Origin of the sequence: Leptolyngbya boryana PCC 6306, from assembly GCF_000353285.1 — a bacterium.
In the GTDB taxonomy this organism is placed as follows: domain Bacteria; phylum Cyanobacteriota; class Cyanobacteriia; order Leptolyngbyales; family Leptolyngbyaceae; genus Leptolyngbya; species Leptolyngbya boryana.
In genome coordinates this window covers 18,577-34,804 of sequence record NZ_KB731324.1, presented here as the reverse complement: position 1 = coordinate 34,804, position 16,228 = coordinate 18,577, and the positions used below count along the sequence as shown (strand labels likewise).

The following is a 16,228-nucleotide window of genomic DNA, read 5'->3' as shown; positions in this document are numbered from 1 at the left end:
TAGCTCAAGCTTAAGGCAAATTAAAGGGTTGTGAAAGATTATGAAGTAACAAACGAACGGATCTCATCTGTATCGCCTTAAGCAATTACTCCAAAGAGTTCATTGATAAATTCTGCTTCAGACACCCTGTCCCTACGAATGATTCCTTTCACCTGTCCTTTGCGAATTATCGCCATTGCCTCGATCCCTCGCAGTGTTCTCCTTGCACTGCTGAATGATTAAAATCCTATCATTGGTTTGACAATCCGTTTGATGTTCCGGTGGTCTTGCTCAAGCACGTTGTTCAAATATTTGCTCTGCCGCAATTTGGTTTGAGCTTTCAATATTTGGTCTTGCTTCAATTCTTCTACAGCAACTGGATAAGCGGCATTTTTATCCACCGTAATCACTCGTGGCGTTTGAGTGTGTTTCGCTCCCAGCACCTTGCGAAAGAAGCGCGCTGCAGCTTTCCCGTCTCGCTTCGCACTCAGCATGAAGTCCAGCATGTTGCCCTCCGAATCCACCGCTCGGTACAGGTATCTCCACTTTCCTCGGATTTTGATATAGGTTTCATCGACTCTCCACGGGTCGTTCGTGGGCTTCAAGAATGGACGAATTCGCTTGTCTATTTCTGGAGCATATTTCAATACCTGCCGATTGAGGGTGGAATGATCCACGGCGACTCCACGCTCTTGCATCATCTCCTCCAAATCTCACTAGCTCAAGGCATAACGACAATATCAGAGTACATTTAGCAAGATGATTTCTGGCAAAAAGTGCCGTCATTTGAACAAGGAATCGGCCATCATTGAGAGCAGAGCTAGAGAAAATTGAGCTTCCATACCCTACCATTTTTGCGACACAACTTTAGAAAACCATATTGGTGCAATTTGGTACTTTGTTCATGCCTACAACAAATCATTACTTCTGTAGCACCACCCAAAATTTCACGGAAGCGTATGGGCAGATCGAGCAATTTTTGGAGGACGTGTACATGAAGAAGAGAATACATTCACCGTTGGGTTCTTTAACTCCTGATGAATACGAGCAGAAATGGAATGAACAACAGAAGTAGAAATGTGGTAGAAAGTCGTTATGCTTATATTGTTTGTGCTTCTGTCTGAATTGAAGGGGGCATTTCACATTCTTGACATTGAGAGATTTGCTTACGGCGAGCGATCGCAGCCGCAATTTGCTTAAGTTTCTCCTCCAAGACTTGCAGCGTTTCATCTGGAAGTGCTTCGATCTGCTGAAGCCAATAGTCCAGATCAAGCTGAATAGGCATCGTTGCTGAACCTTGCTCCTCGCTAAAATCAGAACTCTGATTTCGTAAATCTGATCTTAAATCGGGTGGAATTATTGCCACTTTTGTAAAAGGGCGCTGTGGAATCGGAAGAATGGAAGTTTCAACCGGAAGTTCTGTGCGGGCAGGTGGAAGGGGATCAGCATTGCTTTCGTGTCGATATTGATTACAGCGCAGCGGCATTTCGTGAATGCGATCGAGACTCAGCGTATCTTTGTAAAATCCACACCAGACCCCGTACTGATTCCCTTCAGGTTCAGGCTCGTGCCAACGGCAATCTCGACAAGTTGCTTTTTCGAGATCTAATTTCGTCAGCAATTCTGTGGAGGTTGCTGCGATCGTTTGAGGATGATTGGCAAGGAGTCGCTGTGGTTTTACTCTGCCTTCTTGATCCCACTACCGCATCAAGGACGCTTGTTAGATGACAATATAGCCCTACCAAGCTACATTAGGACTTGTAGTTAGGGGTAGAAAGCGTGATTGAGACCTGCCGATGCCTGCTCCTTACAGTGAAGACTTGCGCCGCAAAGCCGTTGCTGCGGTCAAGCGCGGAGAACAGAAAACCGATGTCAGTAAGATGTTCCATATCAGTCGCAATACGCTCGACCTCTGGGTCAAACGCGAACAGGAGACCGGAGACTGCCAAGCGATTACGAACTTCCAGCAAGGCTGTCGGCATAAAATCACGGATTGGGAACGCTTTGAAGCCCTTGTTGTCCAGCATAACGGCAAGACACAAGCAGAAATGGCAAAGTTATGGGGCGACGGGGTGACGCAGCAAAATATGAGTGCAGCGATCAAAAAGCTGGGCATGAGTCGAAAAAAAAGACGTACGTCTATCGCGAACGGGATGAACTCAAGCGGGTTGAGTTCGAGGAACGATTAAAGACCAAAATGGATGCTGAACTTGTTTACGTTGATGAAGCAGGCATCGACAATCGGGACGAGTATCCCTATGGCTACAGCAAGCTTGGGCAACGCTGTGATGCCCTCAAGTCCGGTAAGCGCACTGAGCGCGTCAGTTGGATTGCCGCGCTCAAGCAAGGCAAGTTATTTGCGCCAATGACGTTTTCTGGCTCATGCAACCGAGACTTGTTTGAGGTGTGGCTAGAGACCTGTCTACTACCAAAACTGCAACCGGGCAGTGTGATTATCATTGACAATGCCAGTTTCCATCGCTCCCAAGCCATGGATGAAATTGTGGCGCAAGCTGAGTGTGAACTCTGGTATCTACCGCCCTATTCACCAGACTTGAACAAAATCGAGCGATGGTGGTTTGTGCTGAAGAATTGGATGCGGCAACGCTGGGATGAATTTGAGACCTTTCGCGACTGTGTCGATGTCGCTTTTAGAGATAGTCCTAACGTACTTAGGTCGGGCTATATTTTCGGCAGCAGATCAGATAAATCTGCCATTGTGGTTGCAGGGTGGCTGGGCGAACACGCTTCGCGTGAGCCGAAGTCACCGATGCCAAATTAAATCGCATCACCCGTGAGCATAAGGATATTGATATTGTGTATCCAGGCGATCGCATTACTGAGTTTCTGGCGTTACTACACTCCCTTGGTGGTGTCATTACAGAACAAACCTCCTACGGTTTTCTGGCAGAAATGCAGGGCATTCTCCTGGACTGTGAACCCTGTATTCGCGTTGAAGAGAGCTATGAGCTTGAAGGCTTACCTCCGGGAACCTGCCCATCCGAACCCACAGGAAGTCTTGGAGGTAGGATGCTACGCTGCACCAGTTGGGCAGCCATTCTCTGGGATTATTTTTACTACATTGAAGAAGTTCCACAGAGCGAGTGGCGACCCAAAGATTTTTCGAGTTTTGCACTTGCCAGAGAATCGTTTGGTGAAACTGCAACACAAAACTTACATGAGCAGTTCAAAACTTTTTGGCTTCACCCCTTGACCCTGACGGAGCGTGAGGTTCTTACCATAGATGCATTCACAGCTTAAGGTTGTCTGGACTAGGTCAGGAGGGGAAGATGCAATCAGTTGCACTCAAGGTCGGTGATCTCGCAAAACAAACTGGGGTCTCGGTACGGACGTTACATTACTATGACGAAATCGGCTTACTTTCGCCCTCTCATCGCACTGAAGCAGGTTATCGACTGTATGACAGGGAAGACATCATTCGCTTGCAGCAAATCGTATCGCTGCGGCAAATTGGCTTCTCCCTCGAAGAAATTCGTGAGTGCCTAGAGCAACACAGTTTTTCCTTCGATCACATTATTCAACTCCATACTGCCCGCCTGCGTGAGCAAATTGAACTTTCTCAAAAATTGCTCAATCGACTGGACGCGATCGCTCAAGCGGTGGGTTCGATGCAAACCGTATCTGTGGAAGCAGTCATCCAAACCATTGAGGCAATGAATATGTTGGAACGATATTACACCCCTGAACAATTGAAATCCCTTCGGCAACGTCAGGAATCATTAGGCGAAGAACGGATTCAGCAAGTTCAAGCTGACTGGCAAGATTTATTTGATCAAGTCCAAGTAGAGATGGCGAAAGGGACTGATCTAACCGCCGCACCCGTTAAAGCTCTAGCGCGACGATCAATTGAATTAATCCAAGCGTTTACAGGAGGTGATCCTGGAGTTGAACAAGCCTTAAACCGGATGTGGCAACAGGAGCAGCCTGAAGTGGTTAGTCGAGGAATGGTCGATGCAGCGATGATGGAATATTTGGCTAGGGCTAGATCTGCTCTGGAGCAATCCGAGTGATAGAAGTGGGCGGTCTGATTTGCTTGCGATCTCCCACTATAGGGCATTAAGAGCGCTGAGTTCATTTCCTCGCCACAGCCCAACTAAACCAGCAACGGGAAAAAACAGGTGGGTAATGAGGCTCAGTCCAATGGCAAAAGACATATTATGCCTCTGTTGAGATTTATCTTTTACTTTGCTCAAGCACAAGATTAAGAGCGATCGCAACAGCTAAACCAATGCCGATTCCAAAAACAAGATTTTCTACGATTAATCCAATTGCAACTCCAATCGATAAACCCAAAGCAATACTCGCACCCATGCTACGTTGTGAATTTCCCATCACTGATTCCTCCGCATTTGAGGTTGTCGATTAATTGTGGTCCTGAAGTTCAAATCCTGGTAGTGATCGCTTGAGTCTTAAAAATTGCTGCTTTATCGATCGTATCGAACTCGTCGGAAACTGCGTGAGAATGGATAAAGTTTCTGGCAAACTCATGCCCTGCTTGCTGACATCGGTGTTACCACATTTGTCTCTCTCAAAACATCAGTTAGACTGAGACAACAGCAGCCCTTGATGAATGATCTGCTTACAGATTGGCAAAATTCCTCCTGTTAGAGAGATGTTGACGTAGGCATCGGCTTATAAGTTGGTTTCTTTAGTTAAAGCCATCTGACACAACAGTTCAAACGCCTCACTGGGATAATCTCCAAGTAGGTTCGCTAATGGCTTAAGAATCTGACAAACTATATCTCATCATTCAAGGCTTTAATGCAACCATTGGAAAACCTTCAAAAAATTCGTCCAGAAGCTTAATTTTCTGGATTTTGTCAAGCGATATACTTTGGGAGGTGGCTAACAGTCCTTCGTCGGAGGAGCATTTAATGATCCATCTTGAGCAATTAACAGCCACATTGATGCAGGGGGTGATCGAATATGCAGGAGCCGAAAGGGGCGCTCTGATTCTCTTGGAAGAGGATCAACTCATTGTAGTCGCTCAATGCAGCGGAAATAGACAGTGTGACCTGGAAAAGCTTGCTGTTGCTGATTGTGCAACGATTCCTGTCTCCGTCATTCACTCGGTAGAACGCACTCAAGAAACTTTAGTGCTTGATGATGCAGTCACCGAATTGTCTTTTTCAACTGCTCCTTACATCCAACACCACCAGACGCGATCTCTCCTGTGTATGCCAATTCTTCAGCAACGTCAGCTGATCGGCATCCTTTATCTAGAGAACAATCTCAGTACCGGAGTGTTTACCCGCGATCGCTTACAAATCCTTGAACTGTTGATAGCTCAAGCAACAATTTCACTAGAAAATACTCGGCGGTATGAACGGTTAGCAAACTATGCCGAAACACTGGAAAGGAAACTAGAAGAACAAACTCAAGCTCTACAGCAGGAGATCATCGATCGCGAACGAACAGAAGACGCATTACGACAAAGTGAAGCAAATTATCGCAACCTGCTACAAACCGCGAATTCGGTCATCATTCGCTATGATCCGCAAGGACGGATTCGCTACATCAATGATTATGGGATAAAACTTCTGGGCTATGAAGAACATCAGATTTTAGGGCGAACCTTATTTGAAACCATCATTCCAGACATCGAAATCTCTGGACGCGATGTTAAACCCTTTGTCCATGATTTACTTCGCAATCCCAAATCGTACCCGCAAGGCGAGGGTGAAAACCTGTGTCGAGACGGTCGGCGCATTTGGATGGTCTGGTCGAATCAAGCTATTTTTAATGACCAGGGAGATGTCGTTGAAATCTTATCGGTGGGCAATGACACCACTCAGCGTAGACAAGCAGAAGAGGCATTACAACGCAGTGAAGCCAAGTTCCGCAACATCTTTGCAAACTCGCAGGTTGGTATCTACCGTACTCGTATCGGTGATGGATTAATTCTCGATGCTAATCAACGCTTTGCCGATCTGTTTGGCTTTGATTCACCCCAGGAGATGATTGGGATTGAACACACTACAGGCTACTGGGTCAATCTCAGAGATCGCCAACAAGGCATCGAGGTGATGAAGCGGGATGGGGAAGTGCGAAGCTATGAAGCACAGATGCGAAAACGAGATGGGACAGTCTTTTGGGGGCTTTTCTCTTCTTATCTGAATACAGGGGATGACTACATCGAAGGAGTGATTGCGGATATTAGCGATCGTAAACAGGCAGAAGTCGCGTTGCAAGCCTCTGAAGCAGAACTGCGATCGCTCTTTTCAGCCATTCCCGATCCAATGTGTATCTTCAATGGTGAGGGGCAATTGATCTGTGCAATCAAAGGGAATCCGTCCTATGGAGAGTTATATCGGGAGGAGTATATTGGTAAGACACTGCATCGACTCTATGACAGGGAACAAGCTGATGAATTCCTGAGTTATATTCAGCAGGTGTTGAGAACTCAACAAGTACTTACAGTTGAATACAGTCAGTGGATAGCTGGACGAGAAATCTGGTTTTCGGCTCGCATTTCCCCGATTCGGCATGAGCAGGTGATTTGGTTGGCGCGAGATATTACGCCGCAAAAGCAAGCAGAAGCCACCTCGATTCTGGAAGAACGCAACCGTATGGCACGCGAGATTCACGACACCCTTGCTCAGTCGTTTACAGGCATTCTGGCTCAAGTCGGAGCGGCAAACCAGGTGCTAACGGATGATGTAGAAGCAACCCAGGCGCACCTAGACCTGATCAAAGAATTGGCGCGAACTGGACTGACTGAAGCACGGCGATCGGTCGTTGCACTCCGTCCTCAGCTTTTAGAAGAAGGCAGTCTACAGAACGCTCTACATCGTCTCGTAACTCAAATCAGAGCGGCTGCAAACGATACCACTTTGTATTATGAAGTCAAGGGGACAGCGTATACTCTATCAACTGAAGTAGAGAGTAACCTACTGCGAATTGGGCAGGAAGCATTAACCAATGCGATCAAGCACGCCAACGCTGACGAAATCCGAGTGGAGCTAGTCTACGATCGCGATCAATTTTGCTTGCGCGTGAAAGACAATGGGCAGGGCTTTGGAGTCGGTAGCATTCCCTCCTCTAAGGGGTTTGGCTTACTCGGCATGAGCGAACGGGCAGAGCGCATCGGCGCACAACTCACAATTAGGAGTCAACCTGGACAGGGAACGCAGATGATTGTCACCGTTAATCGGGAGTAGCAACACGATGAATCAAGCCATTCGGGTTCTGATTGCAGACGATCATGCCATTTTTCGGCAAGGATTAGCCACAATTATTAACCGTGATCCAGATATGAACGTGATTGCCCAAGCGGAAAATGGGGAACAGGCGATCGCGCTATTTGAGGAACATCAACCGGATGTCACGCTGATGGATCTGCGAATGCCAGAAATGGAAGGAGTTGCCGCCATTACTGCAATTTGTGCGATCGCTAAATCCGCTCGGATTATTGTGCTGACCACCTATGATAGTGACGAAGATATTTATCGGGGATTGCAGGCAGGAGCCAAAGGGTATCTGTTGAAAGAAACTGAACCGGACGAGCTTCTGAATGCGATTCGCACCGTTCATCGGGGTCAGCAGTATATTCCGCCTGATGTGGGCGCAAAGTTAGCACAACGCCTCAGCAATCCAGAACTGAGTGAAAGAGAGCTAGAAGTACTCCGCTTACTGGCTCAGGGAATGAGTAATGCTGAGATTGCCACTGCTTTGAGTATTGGGGAAGGTACGGTTAAATCTCATGTGAATCGGATTTTGAATAAGTTAGATGTGGGCGATCGCACTCAAGCTGTGATTGTTGCCGTTAAACGCGGCATTGTCAGTTTGTAGAGTGTACTTTCGATCGAATTCGGATTCTAACTTAAGTTATAACCAGTCTTCTACTTTGCGATCGCAGAGTTACTATATCAATTTGTACTGTAAAAAATTTAACCCACTGTAGACGACGGACTGAAAGCAATTTCCTATATTGAATGTATGCAAACTGTCATGCAGTCAAAAGATAAATCTAGGATCTCTACTTTCATCACTATAGATCCAACACGATTCGATGCTGCTGTTACTGAGCTATAACAATTGCTCAATGCGAAAGGAATTCATCATGCAATATCTTTCACAGGACTTAATTCTTCTTGCACTCAATCCTCAAACTGGGAAAACTCGCTTCTCTTGGTACTCTGCGCTCGATTATGGCTTGGTTGGTTCTTTATTACTAGACTTAGTACTGCAAGGCAAACTTGAGATCGACAACGATAATCGTGTGATCGGTGCGGTTAGCGCTTTGCGCAACTCCGCAGGAACCGCAGGCAATACAGGCAATGAATTCTTAGATCAACGCCTCAGTGAAGTCCTAGCATCGTCTCGTCCTCGAACTGCAAGGTTCTGGGTGACTCGCTGGAGACGAAGATACCTGGGCATTCAAACGATTGTGTTGCAAAACTTAGTTGATTTAGGTGTTTTAGAACGACAAGAGCAACGCATTTTTGGACTGTTCCCAACGCAGCGATATTTTCTCACCGATGAATCCATTCAACGCGAGATTGTCCAGCAAGTTCGTGCAGCCGTATTAGAAGGCATTGGACTGAATTCTCGAATGGCAGCATTGATTAGTTTGATGCAAGCCTCTCACCTGACCGATGCGGTGTTCACGCCTGAAGAACGTCCTGAAGCACGATCGCGAATTAAGGCGATCGCAGAAGGGGAGTTGGTCGGCAAAGCAGTTTCAAAAGCAATTTTCACCGTTCAAACAGCCGCGACTCTGGGTGCAGTCAATGTCAGATGAAATCGTTAGGAGTTTTATAGAACGATAGCCCGGGAAAATTTGACAGGAAAGCTTTTCTGTCAGACTTGTCCAGAGTGTTCTGCTGGATGCAAACGTAGAAAAATGAACGACGATAGTAGTTACAGTCCCTTACTTGTCCCTCCTTCAACCCAAGATTGGATGCAAGGTGTGCTGAGTGCAAAGGTTATGTTGGTGATGTATGGAGACTATCAAGACCCTAAAAGTGCGGACGCTTACAAGCTGATTAAACGGCTCAAACAAGAGCATAGTGCTTCTCTTGGAGAAGATTATTTATGCTTTGTCTTCCGTCATTTTCCGCAAACACAGATTCATCCTCATGCTCAACGAGCCGCCGAAGTTGCTGAAGCCGCCGCTGCCCAGGGACAGTTTTGGTCAATGCACGATACTTTATTTGTTCATCAACAGAAGTTAGAGAACGGCTACCTTCTAGAATACGCCAACGATTTGGAGCTTGATATTCCGCAGTTTCTCAAAGACTTGTCTAAACATGTCCATATCGATCGCATCAATGAAGATATCGAAGGTGGAATACACAGTGGAGTAAAAACGGCTCCAGCCCTATTTATCAACAACATTCGCTATACCAGACGCTGGAAAATGACAGAATTGACGACAGCTATGATTGCTGCAAGTCATTAAGGAATACCCTCAAAACAGGTTCGCTTACACGATGCAAATCATTCATAGCGACAAATAGGAGAAAGATGATGCAATTAACCACAATACGACGATTAACTTCTAGAATCACTGCGATATTTGCTAAAACTACTCTATCAATCATCACGGTGACAGGAGTGATTGGGAGTTCACGAACGCACCCAGCGATCGCCACCCCTCCACCGCAACAATCTCCTATTCTCGTTGCAACCGCCTACACGGATCTGTCGTTGCCAACCCTAAGACGGGGCGATCGCGGTAGAGAGGTACAAATGTTGCAGCAAATTCTCTCGGATAATGGTTTTTTGCATGCTGCCGGAGTCAGGTTAGGAACTCCCAATGGTGCTGCTGTTGATGGTGTATTTGGTGCGATTACAGAGTCTGCGGTGAGAGATTTACAACAACGCTACGACATCTCCGTCACAGGACAGGTCAACCCTATGACTTGGGAAGTGCTGGATATGCGGGAGAATCCCTATCGATCGCCGCTTCCCTGGAAATCCTAATTAATCATTCAGAAAAACTTCCGAAAAAACTCATAAGGATACTTCTAATGAATAAGATTCTGTCCAGGCTTCAACAATCCCCGCGAGTTATTTCAGCAACAATATTGGTCAGCCTATTGTTGCTGTTCAGTTTCCCATCTCTGGCTCAAATTAGTCCACAGGTGATTCCCAGAATTGAAGTGATTGAAAGTTCTGAAGGAATTCCACCCGCTTACCGTTTAGTCATTAGCCAACCTCAGGACATTGTGTATGCTTTCTGTCCTACAGATTTTGAGCCTGAGTTGAGCTATCTACGAAATGTGAAAGCAATTCAGTGTAAGCGTTCTCCCACGTAACTAGCGGTCAGATCCAGGCACTACATCCACACAAAAGTTAAGGAGACAAAGATGAGATTCAAAGCAACCAAAGGAACGCCGAGAATCGGAACGGAAGTGAAAGACGCGACTTACGTCGAGGCTGCTGGGTGGGGTAAGTATCGGTGGTGGCGGTATGTTCTGGGGCTGATGATTATCCTCTTTGCATGGATGGTCGTCGCCAACCTTGCCAGTGCGCTTGTCGCGCTGGCGCTCGGCGGCAAAGAGGGTGCCGCAGCGCTTGGTCGGCTGGATTTCGCGGCGTTTGGTCCTGTGGGGGGCTTCGTCGTGTCCATGGCGGGTTTTCCGGTGTTCCTCGCAGGAATTCTCATCGCCGTCACCCTCATCCACCAGCGCCATCCCCGGACGCTGATCACGGCGCGGAAGCAGATCAGTTGGCGGCGCGTCGGTCACGGCTTCGTGGCTGGATTTGTGCCCTGGGTACTGCTCGGCGGGTTGGGGCAGTACCTCCTCTACCCCGATAGCTTCTCTTTCAACTCCGACCTCAAGACGTTCGCGCTCTTTGTACCGATCGCGCTAATCCTCACTGCAATCCAGACGACCACCGAGGAGCTTTTCTTTCGCGGGTACATTGTGCAGGGTGCAAGCCTAATCTGGTCGAACCGTGTGTTTCTGGCGATCGTCTCAGCCGTGATCTTCACCCTGCCGCACGCCACTAACCCAGAGTCACAGGAGGGTGGCTGGATCGGGATGTTCGTCGGAATCTTCGTCGGCACGGGTCTGCTGTATGCGATCGTTTCATTGATCGACGGCACGACCGAGCTTGCGATCGGCGCACACTTTGCCAACAACATCGCGTATTTTCTCTTGTTCAACTGGTCTGGAAGCTTCTTCTCCGCGCCAGCTCTATTCAGCATCAGTGAGTACCACGCAAGATTCTACGACATCACCTCTCTCGTGCTGATTCCCGTCTTCCTGGCGATCGCTTACAAGGTGTTCAAGCGTGACAAGGCAGCCGAACCCGTCGATTCCTGAACCCATCAGCAACTCGATCAAAGGAGTTCATCACCATGTCCAAAGTGTCTTCTAACCACCCACAAAAGACCCCTGCCGCGATCGCACCAAACCGTGCCTCCCGTCCGGGTTGGTCTGAAATCGCCGTCGGTCTTGTCGTCTTCGCGATCGTGGGAATCGGGATTGGCTCGCAACTCAAGCGGCTCGGTCTTAACCCCGTGGTTTACGGACTGGTCTTCACCGCGCTCTCTGGTATCGCTGGAATTGCCGGATTTGCAGCAGCAGTGCTACTGCGGATTCGTTCCCTGAACGCCTTTGGTTTGCGTCCGGTCTCTAAGCGCTGGTTACTCATCGCGATCGGAGTCGGACTGGTTGCCTTCGTACTCAAAGGGCTGGCTGTTCTGGGTTGGATTCAGATCACCGGGAACAATAACAGTGTCCAGAGTGTGTACGCAGAGGGCGGTAGCGGCGGAGTACTATCTTTGGTTTTAGCAACATTTTTCCTTGGAATCGTCACGCCCCTCGGCGAGGAGTTGCTCTTTCGGGGGGTCGTCACCAACGCGCTGCTGCGCTATGGTCCTTTCATTGGGGTTGTGGGTAGCACCCTGATCTTTGCCCTTGTTCATGGCATCAACATTGTCTTTCCCGCAGCTATAGTGGCTGGTCTCGCTACTGCCGAGATCTTCCGCCATAGCGGATCAATTTGGACTGCTGTCGTTGTTCACGTCGTTTTCAATTTGCCTACAATCCCGGTGATGATAATTGCTGGCATGAACTAATAGGACAGATCATCTGGAGATTAAACCAATGGCAATTCTGAAACAATTCGGGATTTTATTTGTATTGGGCAGTGTGGGAATTGTGATGTTTACGGTCACGTCTATTCCTTTAATCGAGCAACAGTTAGCGAAACTGTCTCCAGAAACAATCGAAAAAGTGCCTCCATTGTGGATTTTAATGCTTTTGCAAGGACTACAGTATTCAGTTCTACTGGCAATCAGCATTCTGATCGGCATTGGTTGTGCCTACCGTGTTGGATTACGCTCCCATTTGGTTGATCATTGGGTGTTTCATACCACTAAGTCTCTATCTTTTGCTGTTGAGATGAAGTGGAGTTTGGGTGTGGGCGCAGCGGCAGCGCTCGTTCTCTTGTTGCTCGATCGGTTGATGCAACCTGCCCTACCTGAAGCACTACGGGCAGCCAATAATACAGAACGAAGTTGGTTGAATTTGCTCACAGCAATGTTCTATGGCGGCATCACTGAGGAAATTTTGATGCGTTGGGGTTTAATGTCGCTGCTTGTTTGGATCGCGTGGAAAGGTCTAAAACAAGGCGTTACGCTGCCAAGTCAAGGAATTTATCAAGGTGCGATCGTTCTAGCCGCGTTGGTATTTGGACTGCTACACCTGCCAGCGACTGCCGCGATCGTTCCCCTCACTCCAGTTGTGATTATCCGAGCGATATTACTCAATGGGATTGCTGGCATTGCGTTTGGTTGGCTCTTTTGGCAATACTCGCTTGAGGCTGCGATGTTATCCCATGTCAGCTTTCATGCCTTTTCCTTTGCTCTTAGCCTTTTGCTGGCAAGATCTGCCTAAGCTTTTTGCTGGCAAGCATCACTGTAGCCATCACCCAATATTGGAGCTAAAACATGTCACGCAAAACGATCGCCACCAAAGACCAGTCTCCACAACGATCGCTTACTCCTAGTGCCAAAGACCCGCTTCGGCGATTTCTTCGCAAACCCTTTCAGATCATTGGCACTAATTTTCGCGCCTACCTCACTATCAACGCCATTGTGTATGGCTTAGTCATCATCGGGTTGGTAGTGGCGATGGTCTTCCCCAACCTGAGCGCAACTCAGGCAGCCATCCTGGAAGACAACGGAACGGCGGCTCTTGTCCGATCGCTATTCAATAACCCCTGGCTGTTCTCGCTGACTATCCTGGGAGTCAACCTCACGACCGGCGCGCTGTGGATCGTGCTCCCTTCGCTGATCGTTCCCTTTGCTGGTATCGCCATGTTTGCGTATAAGACGTTCACTCTGGGTTTAGCAATGGCTCCGACTACCAAGATGATGGCGGTGGCACTGATCCCGCACTCGCTGACAATACTCATCGAATTCCAAGCTTACGCCCTCCTGATGTTTGGCGCATATATCCTGGGTCGGTCTTGGGTTCGCCCCGCCACCATCGGCACTCGGAACCATCGTCAGGGTTACGTCCGTGGGCTGCAACAGTTCGGTTGGCTGAGTCTGTCCACGCTCCCACTGTTCATCGTCGGCGCGATCTGGGAGGCGTTCTCGCTGCGCTACCTGGTTCCTCCGCTGACCCAATGGTTGTTGTAGCCAGTAGGTGATACTGCCCACAAAACTTTACTGTGAAGGGTTTTACAGACTGTTCGCAGTGTGATTTTGGGCTGAAAGTCGGTCTTGATTAAAACAGGAGAAGCAGAATGAGACAAGATGAAGTGGCTTTGATTAAGTACAAAGATTTTGCGCCTCGAATTACTGAACGGGGACCCTTCGGCGGAGCTTCCGATTATGAATCCTTCTCTGATGTTGTTAGTACTGTAAATCAGTGGATCGAAAGTACAACGATACAGGTAATCAATGTTGAAACCGTTGTTTTACCCGATCGCATCGAAGGCACCAGTGATGATGTCTACGGAGTGACGACCAGTAATGCTTTCCACCCAGTGATGATCAGCCAGGGTCTTGCAATCAATTGCTTTCAATGTGTGCGTGTCTGGTACAGAGAATAAGCTTCATCGGAGAAAGTAATGAAATGATCTACCTGGTTTACTTTCCTGTATCTAGCGCTTGGAGTTTGCCTGACGGCGATCGCGCTTGAGAGTCAGAACTGGACGATGGAAGCCATGTTACAAGCGTTTTCGTGGCTATTAGCCGTCTTAATACTTGCAGAAATCATTGTGATTACATGGCAAGTAAATCCTGAACATTAGTATCTCAATCAGAACAAGTCACACCATGAATAAGCCCGAGTTTTTTGTTACCCCCGGCTATGGGGAATACATGCTGAATAACTTGCATTACTCGCAAGCGGTAAAGATTGGCGATCGCGTAGAGACATCCGGTCAAGGTGGCTGGAATGACAACCTACAAATTCCTGAATCGCTCGCGGACGAGATTGCTCAGGCGTTTCGGAACGTGGAGCAAACCCTGGCAACTGCCGGGGCGGGTTGGGAGCACGTTGTCCACGTCAATTCTTACCATGTTGGCGGGTTGCCCCCAGAGGTTAACGATGTGATGGTCAGGCTATATCGCCATTACATGCCCAACCATGCCCCAATTTGGACACAGGTAGGAGTCGCGGCTCTTGGACTTCCAACGATGCGAATTGAAATCCGCGTTACTGCAATTGTTCCATGAGTTTCGTATCAGTGGCAGCAGAGGCGGCTCCGTTAAAGTATCCACTTGAACAGAGGAAAAATTTAGATGTCAAACAACAGTAAAGCCATCTTAGAAGCGGCAAACGCGGCGATCGCCCAAGGCAACTATGAAAGATTTTTGTCGTTCTGCACCGACGACAACGATCCTGATGCACTAGACGTTCTGGAACCGTGTTCGGGCGATCGCCCACCTTAGAGAATCAGAGTAAGTGCTGATCTCATCGGTATCCAGTTGCATCAGCAGGTTTGCCCATTTCTGTTACCTCCTGAATGTAACGCCAAGCATCCGGTTGAGAACCATCCAAATCAGTAAAACCATACACCTTGGCAAGTTGACCACTGGAAAGCGATTGACCATTCCAACGGGCGACCTCCGGATCAACTGCCAGATGAGCAACGGCACGTCCAACAAAGTGGGGTGTTTCGGAAACGATGAAGTGCGGTTCCTTGACTGCCGCATCCTGCCAGTTCGCTTCACTCACACCAAAACTATCCAGCATCATTTCCGATCGCAACCAACCGGGAGTCAGGCACACTGCTGTGCAGCCATGCGGTTGAAGCTCTTGCGCTAATGCCCACGCCATCCGAATAATTGCATTCTTTGCGACATCATAAATTAAGGCTTGCCGATAGTGCTGATTGTTGTAATCTGCTGTGCCATCGGTGAGTTCAACGACGAATCCTCCTGGCTTCTGGATCAGCAGTGGCAGGGCAAAGTGACTGGTAATGAGATGAGTCTCAATCGCCGATCGTAACAGGCGTAATCCCCGGTCTAAATCAACTTCCCAAATGGGGTTATCAAACTCGGCAAAATGTTCTGCTCCAGGTAGTCCTAAACAGGTAAGGATAAAATGAAAGCTGATGTTTAGGTTTTCCTGGTGTCGCAGTCATGCTTTCTTGTCCAAGTTGCGAGTCAAAACACACGGTCAAAAATGGCAGAATCCATAACGGCAAACAGAACTATCGCTGTCGGGACTGTGGACGACAGTTCGTGCAAGACCCGCAGAACAAACTGATTGACCAGGCGACCAAAGACTTGATTGATAAGCTGATCTTGGAACGCCTGTCGTTAGCAGGAATTGCGAGAGTCACCGGGGTGTCTGAGTTATGGCTGCAACGCTACGTGAACGCTAAATATGTGACTGTGCCGCGACGAGTGAGCGTGAGCGCTAAAAAAAGGGGCGATTAACGATCCAGTGCGACGAGTTGTGGTCGTTCGTTTCCCACCGAGGGAACAAGCAGTGGGTTTGGCTGGCGATAGATGCAAAGACACGGGAAATTGTGGGGGTGCATATCGGAAACCGTTCAGAAGCGGGAGCTAAAGCCTTGTGGCAATCTTTGCCGCCAGTCTACCGACAATGTGCCATCTGCTATACCGACTTCTGGGCAGCTTATGCAGCAGTTTTCCCCAGTAAACGGCATCGGGCGGTTGGCAAGGAGAGTGGTTTGACCAATCGGAGGTAGTCCTAAACAGGTAAGGATGCATTGTAGTGATGAATGAAGTACCAGATCGTTCCAATGTGATTGTCCACCTTCTTGGAGAAAGACAAGGGTTTTCGCA

Annotated in this window: 18 protein-coding genes and 5 pseudogenes; 18 read left to right on the top strand and 5 right to left on the bottom strand. The window is 48.2% G+C overall.

The window, feature by feature from the left end; translation table 11 throughout:
* Positions 1 to 77: 77 nt before the first annotated feature.
* Positions 78 to 752: pseudogene (locus LEPBO_RS35645) on the bottom strand (IS6 family transposase).
* A gap of 158 nt (positions 753 to 910) precedes the next feature.
* Here LEPBO_RS35645 and LEPBO_RS42105 point away from each other — a divergent pair.
* Positions 911 to 1,054: pseudogene (locus tag LEPBO_RS42105) on the top strand (IS3-like element ISAcma13 family transposase); the annotation flags it as partial.
* Between the two features lie 24 nt (positions 1,055 to 1,078).
* Here the strand turns inward: LEPBO_RS42105 and LEPBO_RS0100205 are convergent.
* Positions 1,079 to 1,600 carry a hypothetical protein gene (locus LEPBO_RS0100205; protein WP_017285503.1) on the bottom strand — a complete coding sequence of 174 codons (522 nt, stop codon included), beginning with the start codon at positions 1,598 to 1,600 and terminating at the stop codon, positions 1,079 to 1,081.
* Positions 1,601 to 1,775: 175 nt separating this feature from the next.
* Between LEPBO_RS0100205 and LEPBO_RS41525 the strand changes: the two are divergent.
* The 3 genes and pseudogenes from LEPBO_RS41525 to LEPBO_RS0100185 all read left to right on the top strand — a co-directional run.
* Positions 1,776 to 2,650 (top strand): annotated as a pseudogene (locus LEPBO_RS41525) (IS630 family transposase); the annotation flags it as partial.
* 146 nt (positions 2,651 to 2,796) lie between these two features.
* Positions 2,797 to 3,240: a nucleotidyltransferase domain-containing protein gene (locus tag LEPBO_RS35635; RefSeq protein WP_017285500.1), complete on the top strand. Its 444-nt coding sequence runs from the start codon at positions 2,797 to 2,799 to the stop codon at positions 3,238 to 3,240.
* A gap of 29 nt (positions 3,241 to 3,269) precedes the next feature.
* Positions 3,270 to 4,010, top strand: a complete 741-nt coding sequence (locus LEPBO_RS0100185) for a MerR family transcriptional regulator (protein ID WP_017285499.1) — start codon at positions 3,270 to 3,272, stop codon at positions 4,008 to 4,010.
* A 163-nt stretch (positions 4,011 to 4,173) separates the two neighbouring features.
* Here LEPBO_RS0100185 and LEPBO_RS42735 read toward each other — a convergent pair whose 3' ends face one another.
* A complete protein-coding gene (locus LEPBO_RS42735; RefSeq protein ID WP_154660816.1) occupies positions 4,174 to 4,332 on the bottom strand; it encodes a hypothetical protein in 159 nt (52 codons plus the stop codon).
* A 542-nt stretch (positions 4,333 to 4,874) separates the two neighbouring features.
* On the opposite strand from LEPBO_RS42735, the gene LEPBO_RS0100175 reads away from it, so the two are divergent.
* From LEPBO_RS0100175 to LEPBO_RS44245, 13 genes are all read left to right on the top strand, one after another.
* Positions 4,875 to 7,160, top strand: a complete 2,286-nt coding sequence (locus tag LEPBO_RS0100175) for a PAS domain S-box protein (RefSeq protein ID WP_017285497.1) — start codon at positions 4,875 to 4,877, stop codon at positions 7,158 to 7,160.
* A gap of 7 nt (positions 7,161 to 7,167) precedes the next feature.
* A complete protein-coding gene (locus LEPBO_RS0100170; protein WP_017285496.1) occupies positions 7,168 to 7,791 on the top strand; it encodes a response regulator in 624 nt (207 codons plus the stop codon).
* A gap of 271 nt (positions 7,792 to 8,062) precedes the next feature.
* Positions 8,063 to 8,743: a GOLPH3/VPS74 family protein gene (locus tag LEPBO_RS0100165; RefSeq protein WP_026148305.1), complete on the top strand. Its 681-nt coding sequence runs from the start codon at positions 8,063 to 8,065 to the stop codon at positions 8,741 to 8,743.
* A gap of 102 nt (positions 8,744 to 8,845) precedes the next feature.
* Positions 8,846 to 9,403 (top strand): DsbA family protein, encoded by a 558-nt coding sequence (locus LEPBO_RS0100160; protein ID WP_017285494.1) that lies wholly within the window; start codon positions 8,846 to 8,848, stop codon positions 9,401 to 9,403.
* Positions 9,404 to 9,468: 65 nt separating this feature from the next.
* Complete coding sequence (locus tag LEPBO_RS0100155; RefSeq protein ID WP_197693300.1) at positions 9,469 to 9,927, top strand: peptidoglycan-binding domain-containing protein; 459 nt, start codon at positions 9,469 to 9,471, stop codon at positions 9,925 to 9,927.
* 47 nt (positions 9,928 to 9,974) lie between these two features.
* Positions 9,975 to 10,262, top strand: a complete 288-nt coding sequence (locus tag LEPBO_RS0100150) for a hypothetical protein (RefSeq protein ID WP_026148303.1) — start codon at positions 9,975 to 9,977, stop codon at positions 10,260 to 10,262.
* A gap of 51 nt (positions 10,263 to 10,313) precedes the next feature.
* Positions 10,314 to 11,276, top strand: coding sequence for a CPBP family intramembrane glutamic endopeptidase (locus tag LEPBO_RS0100145; RefSeq protein ID WP_017285491.1), 963 nt, complete (start codon positions 10,314 to 10,316; stop codon positions 11,274 to 11,276).
* Positions 11,277 to 11,311: 35 nt separating this feature from the next.
* Positions 11,312 to 12,034: a CPBP family intramembrane glutamic endopeptidase gene (locus LEPBO_RS0100140; RefSeq protein ID WP_017285490.1), complete on the top strand. Its 723-nt coding sequence runs from the start codon at positions 11,312 to 11,314 to the stop codon at positions 12,032 to 12,034.
* A 28-nt stretch (positions 12,035 to 12,062) separates the two neighbouring features.
* Entirely contained in the window at positions 12,063 to 12,854 is a 792-nt protein-coding gene (locus tag LEPBO_RS0100135; RefSeq protein ID WP_017285489.1) for a CPBP family intramembrane glutamic endopeptidase, read from the top strand.
* 53 nt (positions 12,855 to 12,907) lie between these two features.
* Positions 12,908 to 13,603, top strand: coding sequence for a stage II sporulation protein M (locus tag LEPBO_RS0100130; RefSeq protein ID WP_017285488.1), 696 nt, complete (start codon positions 12,908 to 12,910; stop codon positions 13,601 to 13,603).
* Between the two features lie 107 nt (positions 13,604 to 13,710).
* Positions 13,711 to 14,019 carry a hypothetical protein gene (locus LEPBO_RS0100125; RefSeq protein ID WP_017285487.1) on the top strand — a complete coding sequence of 103 codons (309 nt, stop codon included), beginning with the start codon at positions 13,711 to 13,713 and terminating at the stop codon, positions 14,017 to 14,019.
* A 226-nt stretch (positions 14,020 to 14,245) separates the two neighbouring features.
* On the top strand, positions 14,246 to 14,647 hold the full coding sequence (locus tag LEPBO_RS0100120) for a RidA family protein (protein ID WP_017285486.1): 402 nt from the start codon (positions 14,246 to 14,248) through the stop codon (positions 14,645 to 14,647).
* Positions 14,648 to 14,713: 66 nt separating this feature from the next.
* Positions 14,714 to 14,863 carry a hypothetical protein gene (locus LEPBO_RS44245; protein WP_017285485.1) on the top strand — a complete coding sequence of 50 codons (150 nt, stop codon included), beginning with the start codon at positions 14,714 to 14,716 and terminating at the stop codon, positions 14,861 to 14,863.
* Between the two features lie 22 nt (positions 14,864 to 14,885).
* On the opposite strand, the gene LEPBO_RS35630 is transcribed toward LEPBO_RS44245, so the two are convergent.
* The gene (locus LEPBO_RS35630; protein WP_263970844.1) at positions 14,886 to 15,458 is read right to left on the bottom strand and encodes an SDR family oxidoreductase; all 573 of its coding nucleotides are present in this window, start codon (positions 15,456 to 15,458) and stop codon (positions 14,886 to 14,888) included.
* Between the two features lie 98 nt (positions 15,459 to 15,556).
* Here LEPBO_RS35630 and LEPBO_RS43820 point away from each other — a divergent pair.
* Positions 15,557 to 16,122 (top strand): annotated as a pseudogene (locus LEPBO_RS43820) (IS1 family transposase); the annotation flags it as partial.
* An 11-nt stretch (positions 16,123 to 16,133) separates the two neighbouring features.
* On the opposite strand, the pseudogene LEPBO_RS42100 reads toward LEPBO_RS43820, so the two are convergent.
* Positions 16,134 to 16,228 (bottom strand): annotated as a pseudogene (locus LEPBO_RS42100) (IS1 family transposase); the annotation flags it as partial.

Bases quoted from the DNA above. Each gene is read 5' to 3' on its own strand.
- LEPBO_RS0100135 (WP_017285489.1), top strand. From the start codon at position 12,063: ATGGCAATTCTGAAACAATTCGGGATTTTATTTGTATTGGGCAGTGTG.
- LEPBO_RS0100175 (WP_017285497.1), top strand. From the start codon at position 4,875: ATGATCCATCTTGAGCAATTAACAGCCACATTGATGCAGGGGGTGATC.
- LEPBO_RS0100120 (WP_017285486.1), top strand. From the start codon at position 14,246: ATGAATAAGCCCGAGTTTTTTGTTACCCCCGGCTATGGGGAATACATG.
- LEPBO_RS0100155 (WP_197693300.1), top strand. From the start codon at position 9,469: ATGATGCAATTAACCACAATACGACGATTAACTTCTAGAATCACTGCG.
- LEPBO_RS0100145 (WP_017285491.1), top strand. From the start codon at position 10,314: ATGAGATTCAAAGCAACCAAAGGAACGCCGAGAATCGGAACGGAAGTG.
- LEPBO_RS0100140 (WP_017285490.1), top strand. From the start codon at position 11,312: ATGTCCAAAGTGTCTTCTAACCACCCACAAAAGACCCCTGCCGCGATC.
- LEPBO_RS0100165 (WP_026148305.1), top strand. From the start codon at position 8,063: ATGCAATATCTTTCACAGGACTTAATTCTTCTTGCACTCAATCCTCAA.
- LEPBO_RS44245 (WP_017285485.1), top strand. From the start codon at position 14,714: ATGTCAAACAACAGTAAAGCCATCTTAGAAGCGGCAAACGCGGCGATC.
- LEPBO_RS42735 (WP_154660816.1), bottom strand. From the start codon at position 4,332: ATGGGAAATTCACAACGTAGCATGGGTGCGAGTATTGCTTTGGGTTTA.
- LEPBO_RS0100125 (WP_017285487.1), top strand. From the start codon at position 13,711: ATGAGACAAGATGAAGTGGCTTTGATTAAGTACAAAGATTTTGCGCCT.
- LEPBO_RS0100160 (WP_017285494.1), top strand. From the start codon at position 8,846: ATGAACGACGATAGTAGTTACAGTCCCTTACTTGTCCCTCCTTCAACC.
- LEPBO_RS0100130 (WP_017285488.1), top strand. From the start codon at position 12,908: ATGTCACGCAAAACGATCGCCACCAAAGACCAGTCTCCACAACGATCG.
- LEPBO_RS0100170 (WP_017285496.1), top strand. From the start codon at position 7,168: ATGAATCAAGCCATTCGGGTTCTGATTGCAGACGATCATGCCATTTTT.
- LEPBO_RS0100185 (WP_017285499.1), top strand. From the start codon at position 3,270: ATGCAATCAGTTGCACTCAAGGTCGGTGATCTCGCAAAACAAACTGGG.
- LEPBO_RS0100150 (WP_026148303.1), top strand. From the start codon at position 9,975: ATGAATAAGATTCTGTCCAGGCTTCAACAATCCCCGCGAGTTATTTCA.